Raw genomic sequence first — 14,873 nt, forward strand, 5'->3', positions numbered from 1 at the left:
GGCTCGCCCCGAGCTTGCAACGGCCTCCCTTCAGGGCCCCGCCCCCGGCCCCGGTCCAGAGGCTCGCCCCGAGCTTGCGAGGGGGGAGGGGGACCGGGGTCCTTCTGCTTCTAGTATTCGCTGCATGTTGCGCTGGCTGACCGCCGGTGAGTCGCACGGCCAGCAGCTCACCGCCATCCTCGAGGGCCTCCCGGCCGGGGTCGAGGTGCAGACGTCCGACCTCGACCTGCAGCTCGCCCGCCGCCGGCTGGGCCACGGTCGGGGTGCCCGGATGTCCTTCGAGCAGGACGTCGTCACCCTCACCGGCGGCGTCCGGCACGGGCGCACGCAGGGCGGGCCGATCGCGGTGCAGGTGGGCAACACGGAGTGGCCGAAGTGGCAGACGGTCATGTCCGCCGACCCGGTGGACGCCGAGGTCCTCGCCGGGCAGGCCCGCAACGCGCCGCTGACCCGCCCGCGCCCCGGTCACGCCGACCTCGCCGGCATGCAGAAGTACGGCTTCGAGGACGCCCGGCCGGTGCTCGAGCGCGCCAGCGCCCGCGAGACCGCCGCCCGGGTCGCGCTGGGCGCCATCGCCCAGGCCTTCCTGCGGCAGGCGCTCGGGGTCTCGGTCGTCAGCCACGTCGTGGGCATCGGGCCGGTGGTCGCGCCCGACGGGCTCGTGCCCGGGCCGGACGACAACCCGCGGCTCGACGAGGACCCGGTGCGCTGCGCGGAACCCGCCACCAGCGAGCGGATGACCGCCGAGATCGACGACGCCCGCAAGAACGGTGACACCCTCGGCGGGGTCATCGAGGTCGTCGTCCACGGTCTGCCGCCGGGCCTGGGCAGCCACGTGCACTGGGACCGGCGCCTGGACGCGCGCCTGGCCGCGGCCCTCATGGGGGTGCAGTCGGTGAAGGCCGTGGAGGTCGGCGACGGGCTGGAGACCGCCCGCCGCCGCGGCTCCGTGGCGCACGACGAGATCGTCCTGGCCGACGGCGGCCGGGTGCAGCGGCTCACCGACCGGGCCGGCGGCATCGAGGGCGGCATGACCAACGGCGAGGTGCTGCGCGTCCGCGCCGCGATGAAGCCGATCAGCACCGTCCCCCGGGCGCTGCAGACGGTCGACGTCGCCACCGGGGAGGCCGCCGTCGCGATCAACCAGCGCAGCGACGCGTGCGCCGTGCCGCGGGGCAGCGTCGTCATGGAGGCGATGGTCGCCCTCGTGCTGGCCGACGCCGCGCTGGAGAAGTTCGGCGGCGACTCGGTCGCCGAGACCCGGCGCAACGCGCAGGCCTACCTCGACGCCCTGCCCTACCGGTGAGCGGACCGGCCCTGGTCCTCGTCGGCCCGCCCGCCTCGGGGAAGTCGACGGTCGGCACGGCGGTCGCGGCGGCGCGGGGGCTGGCCTTCCGCGACACCGACCGCGACGTCGAGGAGGCGACCGGGACGACCGTCGCCGACCTGTTCGTCCAGCACGGCGAGCCGCACTTCCGCGCGCTGGAGGAGCAGGCGGTCGCCCGGGCGCTGGGCGAGCACCCCGGGGTGCTCGCCCTCGGCGGTGGCGCGGTGACCAGCGCGGCCACCCGCGAGCTGCTGGTGGCCCACGGCCGGGGCGGCGGGGCCGTCGTCTGGCTCGACGTCGACGTCGCCTCCGCCGCCCGCCGGGTGGGGCTCTCCCGTGACCGCCCGCTGCTGGCCGTCAACCCGCGCGCGATGCTGCGCACCATGCTCGAACAGCGTGCCCCGCTCTACACGGAGGTGGCCACGCACCGCGTCGCCACCGCGGGGCGCCCACCGGAGGAGGTCGTCGCCGAGGTGCTCGCCGTCCTGACCCCGGAGGAGAGCCGGTGACCCGCCGCGTCCCGGTCACCGGGGAGCGCCCCTACGAGGTGGTGATCGGCGCCGGCGCCCAGGCCGAGCTCGCGCTCGTCCTCGCGGGCACGCCGAAGGTCGCCGTCGTCCACGCCCCACCGCTGGCCGCCGCCGCCGGCGCCGCCGTGGAGACCCTGCAGACCGCCGGCGTCGCGGCCGAGGCGGTCGTCGTCCCCGACGGCGAGGCGGCCAAGACCGCGCAGGTCGCCGCCGAGGTGTGGGACGAGTTCGGGCGGCTGGGGCTGACCCGGTCCGACGCCGTCGTCGGGCTCGGCGGCGGCGCGGTCACCGACCTGGCCGGCTTCCTGGCCGCCACCTGGACCCGCGGCATCCGCGTCGTCCAGGTGCCCACCAGCCTGCTCGGCATGGTGGACGCCGCCGTCGGCGGCAAGACGGGCATCAACACCGCCGCCGGCAAGAACCTGGTCGGCGCGTTCCACCCGCCCGCGGCCGTGCTCGCCGACACCGACCTGCTGGCCGGGCTGCCCGGCGCCGAGTTCCGCGCCGGGCTGGCCGAGGTCGTCAAGTGCGGCTTCATCGCCGACGGCCGCATCCTCGAGCTGCTGGCCGCCGACCCGACGGGGCGGCGCGACACCGAGGAGCTCATCGAGCGCGCGGTGCAGGTGAAGGCCGCGGCGGTGGGGGAGGACCTGCTCGACACCGGCGTCCGGGAGTTCCTCAACTACGGCCACACCCTGGGCCACGCCGTGGAGCGGGTCGAGGACTTCGGCTGGCGGCACGGCGAGGCGGTCGCGGTCGGGCTGGTCTTCGCCGCCGAGCTGGCCGGGCAGGCCGGGCTGCTGACCGGCGCGGAGGTCGACCGGCACCGCGAGCTGCTCAGCGCCATGGGGCTGCCCACCACCTACGCCGGGGACTGGCCGCGGCTGCAGGAGGTCATGCGCGTGGACAAGAAGGCCCGCGGGGCCACGCTTCGCTTCGTCGTCCTCGACGGGCTGGGCAACCCCCGCATCCTGACCGATCCCGACCAGGCCTGGCTCGACGCGGCCTGGGCCGCCGTCTCCGGAGACCATTCATGACCATCCACGTGCTCAACGGCGCGAACCTCGGCCGGCTCGGCACCCGCGAGCCCGAGGTCTACGGCACCACCACCTACGAGCAGCTGGTCGAGCTGGTGGAGACCGCCGCCCGGGAGCTCGGCGTCGAGGTGCTGGTGCGCCAGACCGACGACGAGGGCCAGCTGCTGCGCTGGGTCCACGAGGCGACCGACGCCGGGGCCCCCGTCGTGATCAACCCCGGCGGCTGGACGCACACCTCCGTGGTGCTGCACGACGCCCTGGCCGCGGTGACCGCCCCGGTCGTGGAGGTGCACATCAGCAACATCCACCGCCGCGAGGAGTTCCGCCGGCACTCCTACGTCTCGCGGGTCGCCGACGGCACCATCGCCGGCCTCGGCGTGCACGGCTACGTGCTGGCGCTGCAGTGGATGACGCTGCGGGGTCTCTCGTGAGCCGCACCCGCGAGCGGCGGGACGTGCTGCGGGCCACCGCCGCGGAGCGCGGGCTGGACGCCGTGCTGGTCACCAACCTGCTCAACGTCCGGTACCTGACCGGCTTCACCGGCTCCAACGGCGCGCTCCTGCTGCGGGTCGACGGCCGCGACCTGTTCGGCACCGACGGCCGGTACACGACCCAGGCCGGTGCGCAGGTGCCCGACGTGGAGCTGCTCGTCGACCGGGCCACCGTCCCCGCCCTGGCCCGGGAGGCGGTGCGTCGCGGTTCGGGCCGGATCGGCTACGAGTCCCACGACCTCACCGTCGACGGGCTGCACGGGCTGGAGCGGGTCCTCGCCGACGCCGCCGCGGGCGGGACCGTCCCGGAGCTGGCCTCGGTGCGCCGGGCGGTCGAGGGCCAGCGCGCGGTGAAGGACCCCGACGAGATCGAGTCGCTGCGCCGGGCGTGCGCCGTCGCCGACCAGGCGCTGGCCGAGCTGGCCGCCGAGGGCGCGCTGCGGCCGGGCCGCACCGAGCTGGAGGTGGGTCGGGAGCTCGACGCCCGGATGCTGGCGCTGGGTGCCGAGGCGCCGTCGTTCGAGACGATCGTGGCCACCGGCGCGAACTCGGCGATCCCGCACCACCGGCCCGACCGCACCGAGCTGCGCGCCGGTGACTTCCTCAAGCTCGACTTCGGCGCGACCGTCGAGGGCTACCACTCCGACATGACCCGCACCCTGGTGCTGGGCCGGGCGGCGGACTGGCAGCAGGAGGTCTACGCCCTGGTGGCGGAGTCCCAGGCGGCCGGCCGGGCGGCGCTCGCGGTCGGGGCCGACGTCGTCGCCGTCGACGCCGCCGCCCGCGACGTGATCGTCGCGGCAGGCCACGGCGACCACTTCACCCACGGTCTCGGGCACGGCGTGGGCCTGGAGATCCACGAGGCGCCGGGCATCGGCCAGCAGGGCGCGGGTACTCTGGCCGCCGGTATGGCCGTCACCGTGGAGCCGGGCGTGTACCTGCCCGGCCACGGCGGTGTCCGGATCGAGGACACCCTGATCGTCACCGACGACGCGCCCGAGTTGTTGACCCTCACGAGCAAGGAACTGCTGGTCCTCTAGATGGCTACCACCAACGACCTGAAGAACGGCATCGTCCTCAACCTGGACGGCCAGCTCTGGACCGTCACCGACTTCCAGCACGTCAAGCCCGGCAAGGGCGGGGCCTTCGTGCGCACCACGCTGAAGAACGTGCTGTCGGGGAAGGTCGTCGACAAGACCTTCAACGCCGGCACCAAGGTCGAGACGGCCACCGTGGACAAGCGGTCGATGACCTACCTGTACAAGGAGGGCACCGACTTCGTCTTCATGGACGGCGACACGTTCGAGCAGATCTACGTGCCCACCGAGACCGTGGGCGACGGCGCCAACTACCTGCTCGACAACACCGAGGTCGTCGTCGCGGTGCACGACGGCACCCCGCTGTACGTCGAGCTGCCCGTGACCATGGAGCTCGTCGTCGAGCACACCGACCCGGGCCTGCAGGGCGACCGCTCCACCGGCGGCACCAAGCCCGCGACGCTCGAGACCGGCGCGCAGATCCAGGTGCCGCTGTTCATCAGCACCGGCGAGAAGCTCAAGGTCGACACCCGCGACGGCCGCTACCTCGGCCGCGTGAACTGACCGCGAGCTGACGCCGTGGCTGCACGGACTAAGGCGCGCAAGCGCGCCGTCGACGTCCTCTACGAGGCCGACGTGCGGGGCCGGGAGCGGGTCGAGCTGCTCCGCGAGCGGGTCGCCGACGGCAACCCGCCGATCCCGGACCACGCCATCCGTCTCGTCGAGGGCGTCGCCGAGCACGGGGCCCGCATCGACGAGCTGATCGAGACGCACACCGCCGGGTGGTCGCTGGAGCGGCTGCCCGACGTCGACCGCGCGATCCTGCGCATGGCGACGTTCGAGCTGCTCTGGGTGGACGACGTGCCCGACGCCGTCGTCATCGACGAGGCGGTGGAGCTGGCCCGCGCCATCTCCACCGACGAGTCGCCCCGGTACGTCAACGGGGTGCTGGGCGCCATCCTCGCCGCCGAGGTCCCCACCGCCTGACCGGGCGTCTCGCCAGGGTCGGGGGTGGGGCCACCCCCCTGCCGGGGGGTCCTCCCGGCGACGGCGTGCAGCACAGTCGCAGGTGGTCGACCGGGTCCGGCGGCGTGCGCCGTCAGGGGTCCGGAAGGGCGGAGGCCCTGACCACCGGAGGGCGAGGAGCGTCCGTTGTCGCGCCATCTGCAGCAGTCCCGTGACCGTCGCCGTCGATGGGGCGTGCCCGCCGCCGGGATGGCGCTGGCCCTCGTCGCGCCGGCCCTCGTGGGCACGGCGCCGGCGTCGGCGTCCCTCACCGGTCCGGGCGTCGGGCCGAACAAGAACATCACGGTCTTCCACAACCTCGACTTCGTCGGGGTCTTCGGTTACGGCACGGTCGGTCAGACCGTGCGGGTGGAGGTGATCCGCGACGGTGCCGTGATCGGCGTCGCCCAGGGGCCGGCGTGGAACACCGACGAGGGCGTCGGCCTGGAGGTCAACCACGGGGTCGAGCCCGGGGCGCCGGTGTACCCGGGCGACTGCTGGGCCGGCGGCACCCCTGACATCAAGCCCGGCGACCGCGTCGTGGTGTACGCCGGGACGCTCCGCAACGAGGTCACCGTCGACGACATCCGCTGGACCGGCGCTCCGCAGTCGGCGGACGAGGACGGGGACGGCACAGCCGACTCGGTCGTCGTCCACGGTGTCGCCCGGCGGTTCGACGGCGCCGTCATCCCACTGTCGCAGCTCGACTCCGGCGAGTTCCGCGACGAGAGCGGCAAGTACCGCGCCACCCCGGACACCATCGAGGCCGATCCCGAGGTGGACGGCGGTTTCGTCGCCCGGTACCGGGCGCCCTACCTCGGATTCCGCAACAGGGACGGGCTGACCGAGGCGCAGCGGCGGCAGGCGCTGCTCACCGAGGACGGGCACGCGATCGGGTTCGGTCACACCGAGCCCCTGCCGCGGGAGTCCATGCTCGTCGACGGCCTGGCGGACGTGACCGGACCCGCGGCCGGCTGCGAGAACTTCAGCCAGGACCTGCTGCCGCCCAGGGCGGTCACCCTGACCCCGGCCCCCGGCAGCCGCGACGTGGGCCGGCTGACCAACGTGGCCGTCGCGTTCGACGAGCCGGTCACCGGGCTGAGCGCGTCCACCTTCACGCTGACCGCGTCGCACGGGACGGCGATCGCCGCAGGCGTCTCCTACAACCGGACCACCGGCGTGGCCACCCTCAACCCGTTCCCGGGCACGACCGATCCCCTGGCCGCGGGGACCCGCTACACCGCCACGGTCGGCGAGGCGGTCACCGACACGGCGGGGAACCCGCTGCCGAGGACCACCTGGTCCTTCGTCACCAGCGGCGAGGGCCCGGACAACGACCGCACCGCACCCACCGTCGTCGCCCGGACACCCGAGGAGGGGGCGACCGGCGTGGGCCTGGGCGCGAACGTGCTGATCGGCATGAGCGAGGCGGTCGTCAGGCCGGATCCGTCATCGGTCTGGCTGGAGGCGCCGGACGGGTCGACGGTGCCCGCGGCGGTCAAGTACAACGCGACGACGAGCACGGTGATCATCGACCCGGACGCCGACCTCGCTCCCGGCACCGCTCACACCGTCGTGCTGACCGACGGGGTGGTGGACGTCGCCGGCAACCCGCTGGCGCCGACGCGCTGGACGTTCACCACGCGCGGTACGGCATCCGGGGACACCGTGCCGCCGACTGTCACCAGCCAGTCACCCGCACCGGGTGCGACCGGTGTGGCGCGGGGTGCCAACGTGCTGGTCGGCATGAGCGAGCCGGTCGTCAGGCCCGATGCGGCGGCGGTCTGGCTGGAGGCGGCGGATGCCTCGCGGGTGCCCGCGGCGGTGAACTACAACGCGACGACCAGGACGGTGATCGTCAACCCGGACGCCGACCTGGCCACCGGCACCTACACCGTCGTGCTGACCGACGGCGTCGTGGACCCGGCCGGCAACGCGCTCGCACCGACCAGCTGGACCTTCACCGTCGGCTCGGCCCCGTCGGACACCGTCGCGCCGACGGTCACCAGCCGCGCACCGGAACCCGGCGCCACCGGCGTGGGCCGAGCCGCCAACGTGTTCATCACGTTCAGCGAGCCGATGCGCAAGCCCGACGCCTCCGCCGTGTGGCTCGAGGCGACGGACGGTTCGACGGTCCCCGCGACGGTCAGCTACAACGCCACCAGCAGCACCGTGATCCTCAACCCTCACGCTGACCTCGCCGCAGGTGCGACGTACGCCGTGGTGCTGACGCACGGGGTCGTGGATCTCGCGGGCCTGCCCGTCGCTGCCGAGCGGTGGTCGTTCACCACCCGCTGAGGACGCTGTCGGCGGGCGACTCGTGCCCCCGAGGGTGAGGTCGAGCCGCTCCGCCGACCGTCAGGCCGCACCGCGGCGCGGCTCGACGGTCGGTGCAGCGGCTCGACCCGCGCGAGGTCCGGTCCCTCCGCGGGGCGGGGCTGGGCTCCCGGGGCCGGTGCCGAGCGGGGCCCGGAGGGGCTCCCGAGACGTCGGCGGACGTGCTCGTCGCAGGTCGGGACGGCACCTGGCCGCGGTGTCGTCCGGAGGACGACGATGTGCTCAGTGCAGGTCGCGGCGGGCGAACAGCCAGGTGCCGGCCCCGACGACCACTGCGGCGAACGCGGCCACCACCAGCCCACCGTGCAAGTTGGTGAGCAGGTGGGACGCCGGTTCGACGCCGCTCGTGGATCCGCTGTAGTCGAAGATCCGGAACCCGCCGGGGGCGACGAGCGCGACCGAGTTGGCGACCACCAGCCACCGGTCGGCCATGGGGTCCCAGATGCGCAGCGCGTTCTCCACCACGGCGAAGTAGACGAAGGCCACGCCCAGCGCCGCCCCGGTGTTGCGGGTCAGGTTCGCCAGGCCGAAGCCGATCAGCCCGACGAGCACCGCGAGCAGGGCGCCACGCGCCTGCACGCCGAGGAGCCCGGACCAGAAGCCGTCCGGGAGGGGGTCGTCGGTGCCCACGAGCGCGTCGAGCACCCACGCCATCGCCAGCCAGCCCAGCTGCGCGAGGACGCCGAGGGCGAGCGCGGCCAGGGCGAGGACGGCGGCCTTCGTGCCGATGACCTTGAGCCGGCCGGGGACCCAGAACAGCAGGGCGACGATGGTGCGGGTGGACCACTCGGCCCCGATCCAGGTGGCACCGACCAGGAAGGCGAGCACCGCGGCGGCGGCGGCGAAACCGATGGCCCCGGCCTCGCCGGCCGAGGCCAGGTCGAAGGGTGCCGTGGTGAGGAAGTCCTGGACGGGGACGTCGGAGGCGGTCAGCGCGGGGCCGCAGAACTGGTCGACGGGCTGCCCGGCCTGCGCGGCGTCCTGCTCGCAGACCTGCCGGAACTCCTGCTCTGCGGCGAGGAACTCGTCGCGCTGCTGGGTCGCGGCGGCGAGATCGGCGTCGGTGGGCTCACCGTGGTTGAGCAGCCCGATGACGACCGCGCCGAGCCAGCCGAGGAGCGCCAGGCCCAGCAACACCTGGATGAAGCGGCGGGAGGCGAACCGGTGCGCCTCGGCGCGGAACAGGCTGCCCCGCGCCCGGGTGGCGACCGGTCCCGGGGGCGTCGCGGGCCGCTCGGTCACCGCGCTCATGCCCGCTCCCCGGTGATGGCGAGGAAGGCGCTCTCCAGGTCGGGGGTCACGCGCACGAGCTCCTCGAGGTAGTGGCCGTGCTCGGCCAGCACGCGGGTGATCTCCCCGGGTGCGGGGGCGCCGTGCACGAGGACCTGGCCGTCAGGGGCGGGGGAGACGGAGAACCCGTTGCCGGCGAGCACCGCGGCGGCAGCGGCCGGGTCGGGCACCGCCACCCGGACGTCGCCGGTGCCGGCCCGGTCGAGCACGGAGGAGACGGGGCCGGCGGCGACCTGGCGCCCCCGGGCGAGGATGGTCACCGAGTCGCAGACCTGCTGGATCTCGGCGAGCAGGTGCGAGGAGAGCAGCACGGTGGTGTGGCCGTCGGCGCCCAGCCGGCGGATGAGCTCGCGGACGTCGCGGATGCCGGCCGGGTCCAGGCCGTTGCTCGGCTCGTCGAGGATGAGCAGGCGCGGCGCCTTGAGCAGGGCCGCCGCGATGCCGAGACGCTGCTTCATGCCGAGCGAGTAGCCCTTGAACCGCTCGTCGGCGCGGTCCCGCAGGTCGACCAGCTCCAGGCACTCCTCGACGCGGGCGGCCGTCACCCCGGCGGTCTCGGCGAGCAGGCAGAGGTTGCGGCGGCCGGAGAAGCCCGGGAAGAACAGCGGCGTCTCCACCAGCGCGCCGACCTCGCCGATGACCCGGGGCAGGTCGGCGGGTACCGGGCGGTCGAGCAGCCGCACGTCGCCGGCGGTGGGTCGCACCAGGCCGAGAAGGATGCGGATGGAGGTGGTCTTGCCCGATCCGTTGGGTCCCAGCAGCCCGTGCACGCCGCCGGAGTCGACGGTCATGTCCAGGCCGTCGAGCGCGCGGAGCACCTGGCCGCCCCGTCCGCGGTAGGTCTTCGCGACCCCCGTCATCTGCACCGCAGGCACGCCGGTCTCCCACCTCCCGGTCGGGCGCCCGGGTCGCCGCACCCTGGCACATCCACGACCCCGGCGACAGCACCCGCGACCCGTGTCCGGAACCCCCGGTGAGCGGATGGAACGGCCCCCTGCAGGGACCCGGCGCGAGCTCGCGAGTGCCGGGGGGCAGGGGGTCCTTCTTTCAGCGCGGGGAGCGCCGGCGGTCGCCCCAGCCGTCGTCGACGTCCTCCTCGAGGTCCTCGTCGCCGCCGGAGCTGACGATGCCCTCCATGCCGGGGGAGAGCACGCCCCACTCGATCAGCCGCGAGGTGAGCTCGTCGGGGCTCATGTCGTAGATGATCGCCAGGGACTTGAGGTCCTCGGCGCGGATCGACAGCACCTTGCCGTTGTAGTCGTGGCGCTGCGCCTGGATGGTCGAGGCGTAGCGCGCCAGCGGGCCGGCCTCGTCGGCGGGCAGCGAGCCCAGCGACTCCAGGTTCAGCACGATCTTGTTCGTGGACGTGACCGCCGAGCTGGGGCGCGGGTCGGGCAGCAGCTCGGACACCGGCACGCCGTAGAACACCGCGAGCTCGGAGAGGCGCTGCACGGTCACGGCGCGGTCGCCGCGTTCGTAGGAGCCCACGACGACCGCCTTCCAGCGGCCGTGCGACTTGTCCTCCACCCCCTGCAGGGAGAGGCCCTGCTGGTTGCGGATCGCGCGGAGCCGGGCGCCGAGGGCCCGTGAGTAGTCGGTGCTCATCGCTGTCTGCTCACTGTCCGTCGTCTCGGATCGGGGCTGTTCGTCACGCAGCGTACGTGCGAAGCGGGCATCGCAACAGCCGGGTCGGCGCGAAACCGCAGGCGGGCGGGGGATCGCCGGGCGCCCCCGGGGGCCGGTCGGCGTCGGGCGGGCGTGCAGTACCGTCGTCGGCGGTCCGTCCACTCCTTTAACGACCCGTCCCGTGAGGCGGGGAAGGAGGCCTCATGGCCCGCTCGCCCGACCCTGCCCGGAGCACGCCTCCCGGCAGCGCTCCCGGCACCCTCCTCTCGTCCGCCGACGTCGCCCGCGTCGTCGACCGCATGGCCCACCAGCTCATCGAGCGCGCGGCGAGCCTGCGTCCCGACGACGGCTCGGACCAGGCCGACGGAGGGCTCGCCGACCTGGTCCTCGTCGGCATCCCGACCCGCGGCGCCCCGCTCGCCCGCCGGCTGGCCGCCCGCATCGAGGCGTTCACCGGCGTGGCGGTCGACGTCGGCACCGCCGACATCACGCTGTACCGCGACGACCTGCGGCTGCGCGGGGTCCGGGCCCTGGAGCCCACGGTGCTGCCCGACGACGGGATCGACGGCCGGCTCGTGGTCCTCGTCGACGACGTCCTCTTCTCCGGGCGGTCGGTGCGCGCGGCGCTGGACGCGCTGCGCGACCTCGGCCGCCCGCGCAGCGTCCAGCTCGCGGTCCTGGTCGACCGCGGGCACCGCGAGCTGCCCATCCGCGCCGACTTCGTCGGCAAGAACGTGCCGACGTCGCGGGCCCAGCAGGTGCGGGTGCACCTGGCCGAGGTCGATGGGGTCGACGAGGTGCTCGTGACCGAGAGGGACGCGGAGTGAAGCGGCACCTGCTGGAGGCCGCCGACCTCGACCGGGACGACGCGACGCTGGTGCTCGACACCGCCGCGCAGATCGACCAGGCGCTGGCCGGCCGCGAGGTGAAGAAGCTGCCCACGCTGCGCGGCCGGACCGTGGTGAACCTCTTCTACGAGGACTCCACCCGCACGCGCATCTCCTTCGAGCTGGCCGCCAAGCGGCTCTCCGCCGACGTCATCAACTTCTCCGCGAAGGGCAGCAGCGTCTCCAAGGGCGAGAGCCTCAAGGACACCGCGCTGACGCTGGAGGCGATGGGCGCCGACGGCGTCGTCGTCCGGCACTCCGCCTCCGGGGCGCCGCACCGGCTGGCGAACTGGGTGCGCGGCAGCGTGGTCAACGCCGGCGACGGCACCCACGAGCACCCGACGCAGGCGCTGCTGGACGCCTACACGATCCGGCAGCGGCTGGGCCGGCTGGACGGGGTGCGCGTGACGATCGTCGGCGACGTCCTGCACAGCCGGGTGGCCCGCTCGAACGTCGGGCTGCTGCACACCCTCGGCGCCGAGGTGACGCTGGTCGCCCCGCCCACGCTGCTGCCGGTGGGCGTGGGCAGCTGGCCGGCGCACGTGGGCTACGACCTGGACGCCGCGCTGCCCAAGAGCGACGTGGTGATGATGCTGCGGGTGCAGGCGGAGCGGATGAACGCCTCGTTCTTCCCGAGCGCCCGGGAGTACAGCCGCCGCTACGGCCTGGACGCCCGGCGCATGGCGGCGCTGCCCGACGACGCGATCGTCATGCACCCCGGCCCGATGAACCGCGGCATGGAGATCGCCGCCGAGGTGGCCGACTCCGTCCGCTCCACGATCGTCGAGCAGGTCGCCAACGGGGTCTCCACCCGCATGGCCGTGCTCTACCTGCTGCTCGGAGGTTCTCCCCAGTGACGACCCACCTGATCAAGGGGGCGCGGCCGCTGGGCGGCGACCCCGCCGACATCCTGGTCAGCGACGGCCGGATCGCCGCGATCGGCGACTCGCTGTCCGCTCCCGGCGCCGAGGTGGTCGAGGCCGCCGGCCTGGTCGCGCTGCCCGGCCTGGTCGACCTGCACACCCACCTGCGCGAGCCCGGCCGGGAGGACGCCGAGACGGTGGAGACCGGCAGCCGCGCCGCCGCGCTCGGCGGGTTCACCGCGGTGCACGCGATGGCCAACACCGACCCGGTCGCCGACACCGCCGGCGTGGTGGAGCAGGTGTGGCGGCTGGGCCGGGAGACCGGCCTGGTCGACGTCGTCCCGGTCGGGGCGGTGACCGTCGGGCTGGCGGGCGAGCGGCTGGCCGAGCTCGGCGCGATGGCCGACTCCGCCGCCCGGGTGCGGGTCTTCTCCGACGACGGGCACTGCGTGGCCGACCCCGCGCTCATGCGCCGCGCGCTGGAGTACGTGAAGGCCTTCGACGGCGTCATCGCCCAGCACGCCGAGGAGCCCCGCCTCACCGCCGGCGCCCAGATGCACGAGGGCGACCGCTCGGCCCGCCTCGGCCTCACCGGCTGGCCGGCCGCCGCCGAGGAGGCGATCATCGCCCGCGACGTGCTGCTCGCCGAGCACGTCGGCGCCCGGCTGCACGTCTGCCACGTCTCGACCGCCGGCTCGGTGGAGATCCTGCGCTGGGCCAAGTCGCGCGGGGTCCGGGTGACCGCCGAGGTGACGCCGCACCACCTGCTCCTCACCGACGCCTGCGCCGAGTCCTACGACCCGGTGTTCAAGGTCAACCCGCCGCTGCGCACGGACGCCGACGTCGAGGCGCTCCGGGCCGGGCTCGCCGACGGCACCGTCGACGCCGTCGGCACCGACCACGCCCCGCACGCGGTGGAGGACAAGGAGAGCGAGTGGGCGCAGGCCCGGCCCGGGATGCTCGGGCTGGAGCAGGCGCTCTCGGTCGTCATCGAGACGATGGTCGGGCCGGGCCGCCTCGACTGGGCGGGCGTGGCCGACCGGATGTCGGTCCGCCCGGCCGCGATCGGGCGGCTCGAGGGCCACGGCCGCCCGATCGCGCCGGGCGAGCCGGCCAACCTGGTGCTCGTCGACCCGGCCGCCCGGTCGGTGGTCGACCCCGCGGCGCTGGCCAGCCGCAGCCGCAACAGCCCCTATGCCGGCCGGGAGCTCCCTGGCCGGGTGGTCGCGACGTTCCTGCGGGGGACGCCGACCGTCCTGGAAGGAAAGGCAACACGGTGACAGAGGCAGTGCTCGTGCTCGAGGACGGGCGCACGTTCCGGGGCGAGTCCTACGGCGCCACGGGGACGACGGTCGGGGAGGCGGTCTTCGCCACCGGCATGACCGGCTACCAGGAGACGCTGACCGACCCCAGCTACGCCGGCCAGATCGTCGCCATGACGGCGCCGCACATCGGCAACACCGGCGTCAACGGCGAGGACGACGAGAGCAGCCGCATGTGGGTCGCCGGCTTCGTCGTCCGCGACCCCGCTCGGCGCACGAGCAACTGGCGGGCCACCGGCAGCCTGGACGACGAGCTGGCGGCGCAGGGCGTCGTCGGCATCAGCGGCGTCGACACCCGGGCGCTGACCCGGCACCTGCGCGACCGGGGGGCGATGCGCGCCGGCATCAGCACCGAGCTGGACCCGGACGCGCTGCTCGTCCGGGTCGCCGCGGCCGAGGGGATGACCGGCGCCGACCTCGCCCCCACGGTGAGCACCGGGGAGCCCTACGTCGTCCCGGCGGTGGGGGAGAAGCGCTTCACCATCGCCGCGCTCGACCTCGGCATCAAGACCGCCACCCCGCGCCACCTGGCCGCGCTCGGCGTCGAGACCAACGTGCTGCCCTCCACCGCCACCGCCGAGGAGCTGCTCGCGGCGGGGCCCGACGGGGTGTTCCTCTCCAACGGCCCCGGTGACCCGGCCGCCGCGGACTACGCCGTCGAGGCGGTGCGCGGGGTGCTCGACGCCCGCCGGCCGCTGTTCGGCATCTGCTTCGGCAACCAGATCCTCGGCCGGGCGCTGGGCCTGGGCACCTACAAGCTGCGCTTCGGACACCGGGGCCTGAACCAGCCGGTGCTCGACCGGGTCAGCGGCACCGTGCGGGTGACCAGCCACAACCACGGCTTCGCCGTCGACGCGCCGCTGGACCGGCCCACCGGCACGCCCTACGGCGAGGTCGAGGTCAGCCACGTCGGACTCAACGACGACGTCGTCGAGGGCCTGCGGCTGCTCGAGGCGCCGGCGTTCAGCGTGCAGTTCCACCCGGAGTCGGCGGCCGGCCCGCACGACGCCGCCCCCCTGTTCCAGCGCTTCGTGGACCTGATGGAGGCCGCCCGCCGCGGTGGCGACGCCGTCAGCCCGCCTCCCGTCGTGGAGCGCAGCACCGGCGAGAAGGAGGCCTGA

At 74.6% G+C, this 14,873-nt stretch carries 15 protein-coding genes; 12 read left to right on the forward strand and 3 right to left on the reverse strand.

Annotation, left to right across the window (positions count from 1 at the left end; all coding sequences use genetic code 11):
- Positions 1 to 124: 124 nt before the first annotated feature.
- The 8 genes from aroC to E9529_RS13440 all read left to right on the forward strand — a co-directional run bounded on the left by aroC (position 125) and on the right by E9529_RS13440 (position 7,725).
- A complete protein-coding gene (gene aroC / locus E9529_RS13405; protein WP_236831660.1) occupies positions 125 to 1,306 on the forward strand; it encodes a chorismate synthase in 1,182 nt (393 codons plus the stop codon).
- Positions 1,303 to 1,836: a shikimate kinase gene (locus tag E9529_RS13410; RefSeq protein WP_236831661.1), complete on the forward strand. Its 534-nt coding sequence runs from the start codon at positions 1,303 to 1,305 to the stop codon at positions 1,834 to 1,836. Before aroC ends, E9529_RS13410 begins: the two co-directional genes overlap by 4 nt.
- The gene (gene aroB, locus E9529_RS13415; protein WP_236831662.1) at positions 1,833 to 2,894 is read left to right on the forward strand and encodes a 3-dehydroquinate synthase; all 1,062 of its coding nucleotides are present in this window, start codon (positions 1,833 to 1,835) and stop codon (positions 2,892 to 2,894) included. The genes E9529_RS13410 and aroB overlap by 4 nt, the downstream gene beginning before the upstream one ends.
- A complete protein-coding gene (gene aroQ, locus E9529_RS13420; RefSeq protein ID WP_236831663.1) occupies positions 2,891 to 3,325 on the forward strand; it encodes a type II 3-dehydroquinate dehydratase in 435 nt (144 codons plus the stop codon). The genes aroB and aroQ overlap by 4 nt, the downstream gene beginning before the upstream one ends.
- Positions 3,322 to 4,425, forward strand: coding sequence for a Xaa-Pro peptidase family protein (locus E9529_RS13425; RefSeq protein ID WP_236831664.1), 1,104 nt, complete (start codon positions 3,322 to 3,324; stop codon positions 4,423 to 4,425). The genes aroQ and E9529_RS13425 overlap by 4 nt, the downstream gene beginning before the upstream one ends.
- Positions 4,426 to 4,986 (forward strand): elongation factor P, encoded by a 561-nt coding sequence (efp, locus tag E9529_RS13430; protein ID WP_236831665.1) that lies wholly within the window; start codon positions 4,426 to 4,428, stop codon positions 4,984 to 4,986.
- A gap of 15 nt (positions 4,987 to 5,001) precedes the next feature.
- Complete coding sequence (gene nusB / locus E9529_RS13435) at positions 5,002 to 5,409, forward strand: transcription antitermination factor NusB (protein ID WP_236831666.1); 408 nt, start codon at positions 5,002 to 5,004, stop codon at positions 5,407 to 5,409.
- Between the two features lie 213 nt (positions 5,410 to 5,622).
- Positions 5,623 to 7,725, forward strand: a complete 2,103-nt coding sequence (locus tag E9529_RS13440) for an Ig-like domain-containing protein (protein ID WP_236831667.1) — start codon at positions 5,623 to 5,625, stop codon at positions 7,723 to 7,725.
- Between the two features lie 261 nt (positions 7,726 to 7,986).
- On the opposite strand, the gene E9529_RS13445 is transcribed toward E9529_RS13440, so the two are convergent.
- The 3 genes from E9529_RS13445 to E9529_RS13455 all read right to left on the reverse strand — a co-directional run bounded on the left by E9529_RS13445 (position 7,987) and on the right by E9529_RS13455 (position 10,659).
- Positions 7,987 to 9,015, reverse strand: a complete 1,029-nt coding sequence (locus E9529_RS13445) for a hypothetical protein (RefSeq protein ID WP_236831668.1) — start codon at positions 9,013 to 9,015, stop codon at positions 7,987 to 7,989.
- Positions 9,012 to 9,929, reverse strand: a complete 918-nt coding sequence (locus E9529_RS13450; protein WP_236831669.1) for an ABC transporter ATP-binding protein — start codon at positions 9,927 to 9,929, stop codon at positions 9,012 to 9,014. The genes E9529_RS13445 and E9529_RS13450 overlap by 4 nt, the downstream gene beginning before the upstream one ends.
- 172 nt (positions 9,930 to 10,101) lie before the next feature.
- Complete coding sequence (locus E9529_RS13455; RefSeq protein ID WP_236831670.1) at positions 10,102 to 10,659, reverse strand: transcriptional regulator; 558 nt, start codon at positions 10,657 to 10,659, stop codon at positions 10,102 to 10,104.
- A 224-nt stretch (positions 10,660 to 10,883) separates the two neighbouring features.
- Here E9529_RS13455 and pyrR point away from each other — a divergent pair, with 224 nt between their 5' ends.
- The 4 genes from pyrR to carA are packed head-to-tail and all read left to right on the forward strand — an operon-like array spanning position 10,884 to position 14,873.
- Positions 10,884 to 11,507, forward strand: a complete 624-nt coding sequence (gene pyrR, locus E9529_RS13460; protein ID WP_304505645.1) for a bifunctional pyr operon transcriptional regulator/uracil phosphoribosyltransferase PyrR — start codon at positions 10,884 to 10,886, stop codon at positions 11,505 to 11,507.
- Positions 11,504 to 12,424: an aspartate carbamoyltransferase catalytic subunit gene (locus E9529_RS13465; RefSeq protein ID WP_236831671.1), complete on the forward strand. Its 921-nt coding sequence runs from the start codon at positions 11,504 to 11,506 to the stop codon at positions 12,422 to 12,424. The genes pyrR and E9529_RS13465 overlap by 4 nt, the downstream gene beginning before the upstream one ends.
- On the forward strand, positions 12,421 to 13,710 hold the full coding sequence (locus E9529_RS13470; RefSeq protein WP_236831672.1) for a dihydroorotase: 1,290 nt from the start codon (positions 12,421 to 12,423) through the stop codon (positions 13,708 to 13,710). Before E9529_RS13465 ends, E9529_RS13470 begins: the two co-directional genes overlap by 4 nt.
- On the forward strand, positions 13,707 to 14,873 hold the full coding sequence (carA, locus tag E9529_RS13475) for a glutamine-hydrolyzing carbamoyl-phosphate synthase small subunit (RefSeq protein ID WP_236831673.1): 1,167 nt from the start codon (positions 13,707 to 13,709) through the stop codon (positions 14,871 to 14,873). Before E9529_RS13470 ends, carA begins: the two co-directional genes overlap by 4 nt.

The sequence above is a fragment of the Blastococcus sp. KM273128 genome, from assembly GCF_021698975.1.
Taxonomy (GTDB): Bacteria; Actinomycetota; Actinomycetes; order Mycobacteriales; family Geodermatophilaceae; genus Blastococcus.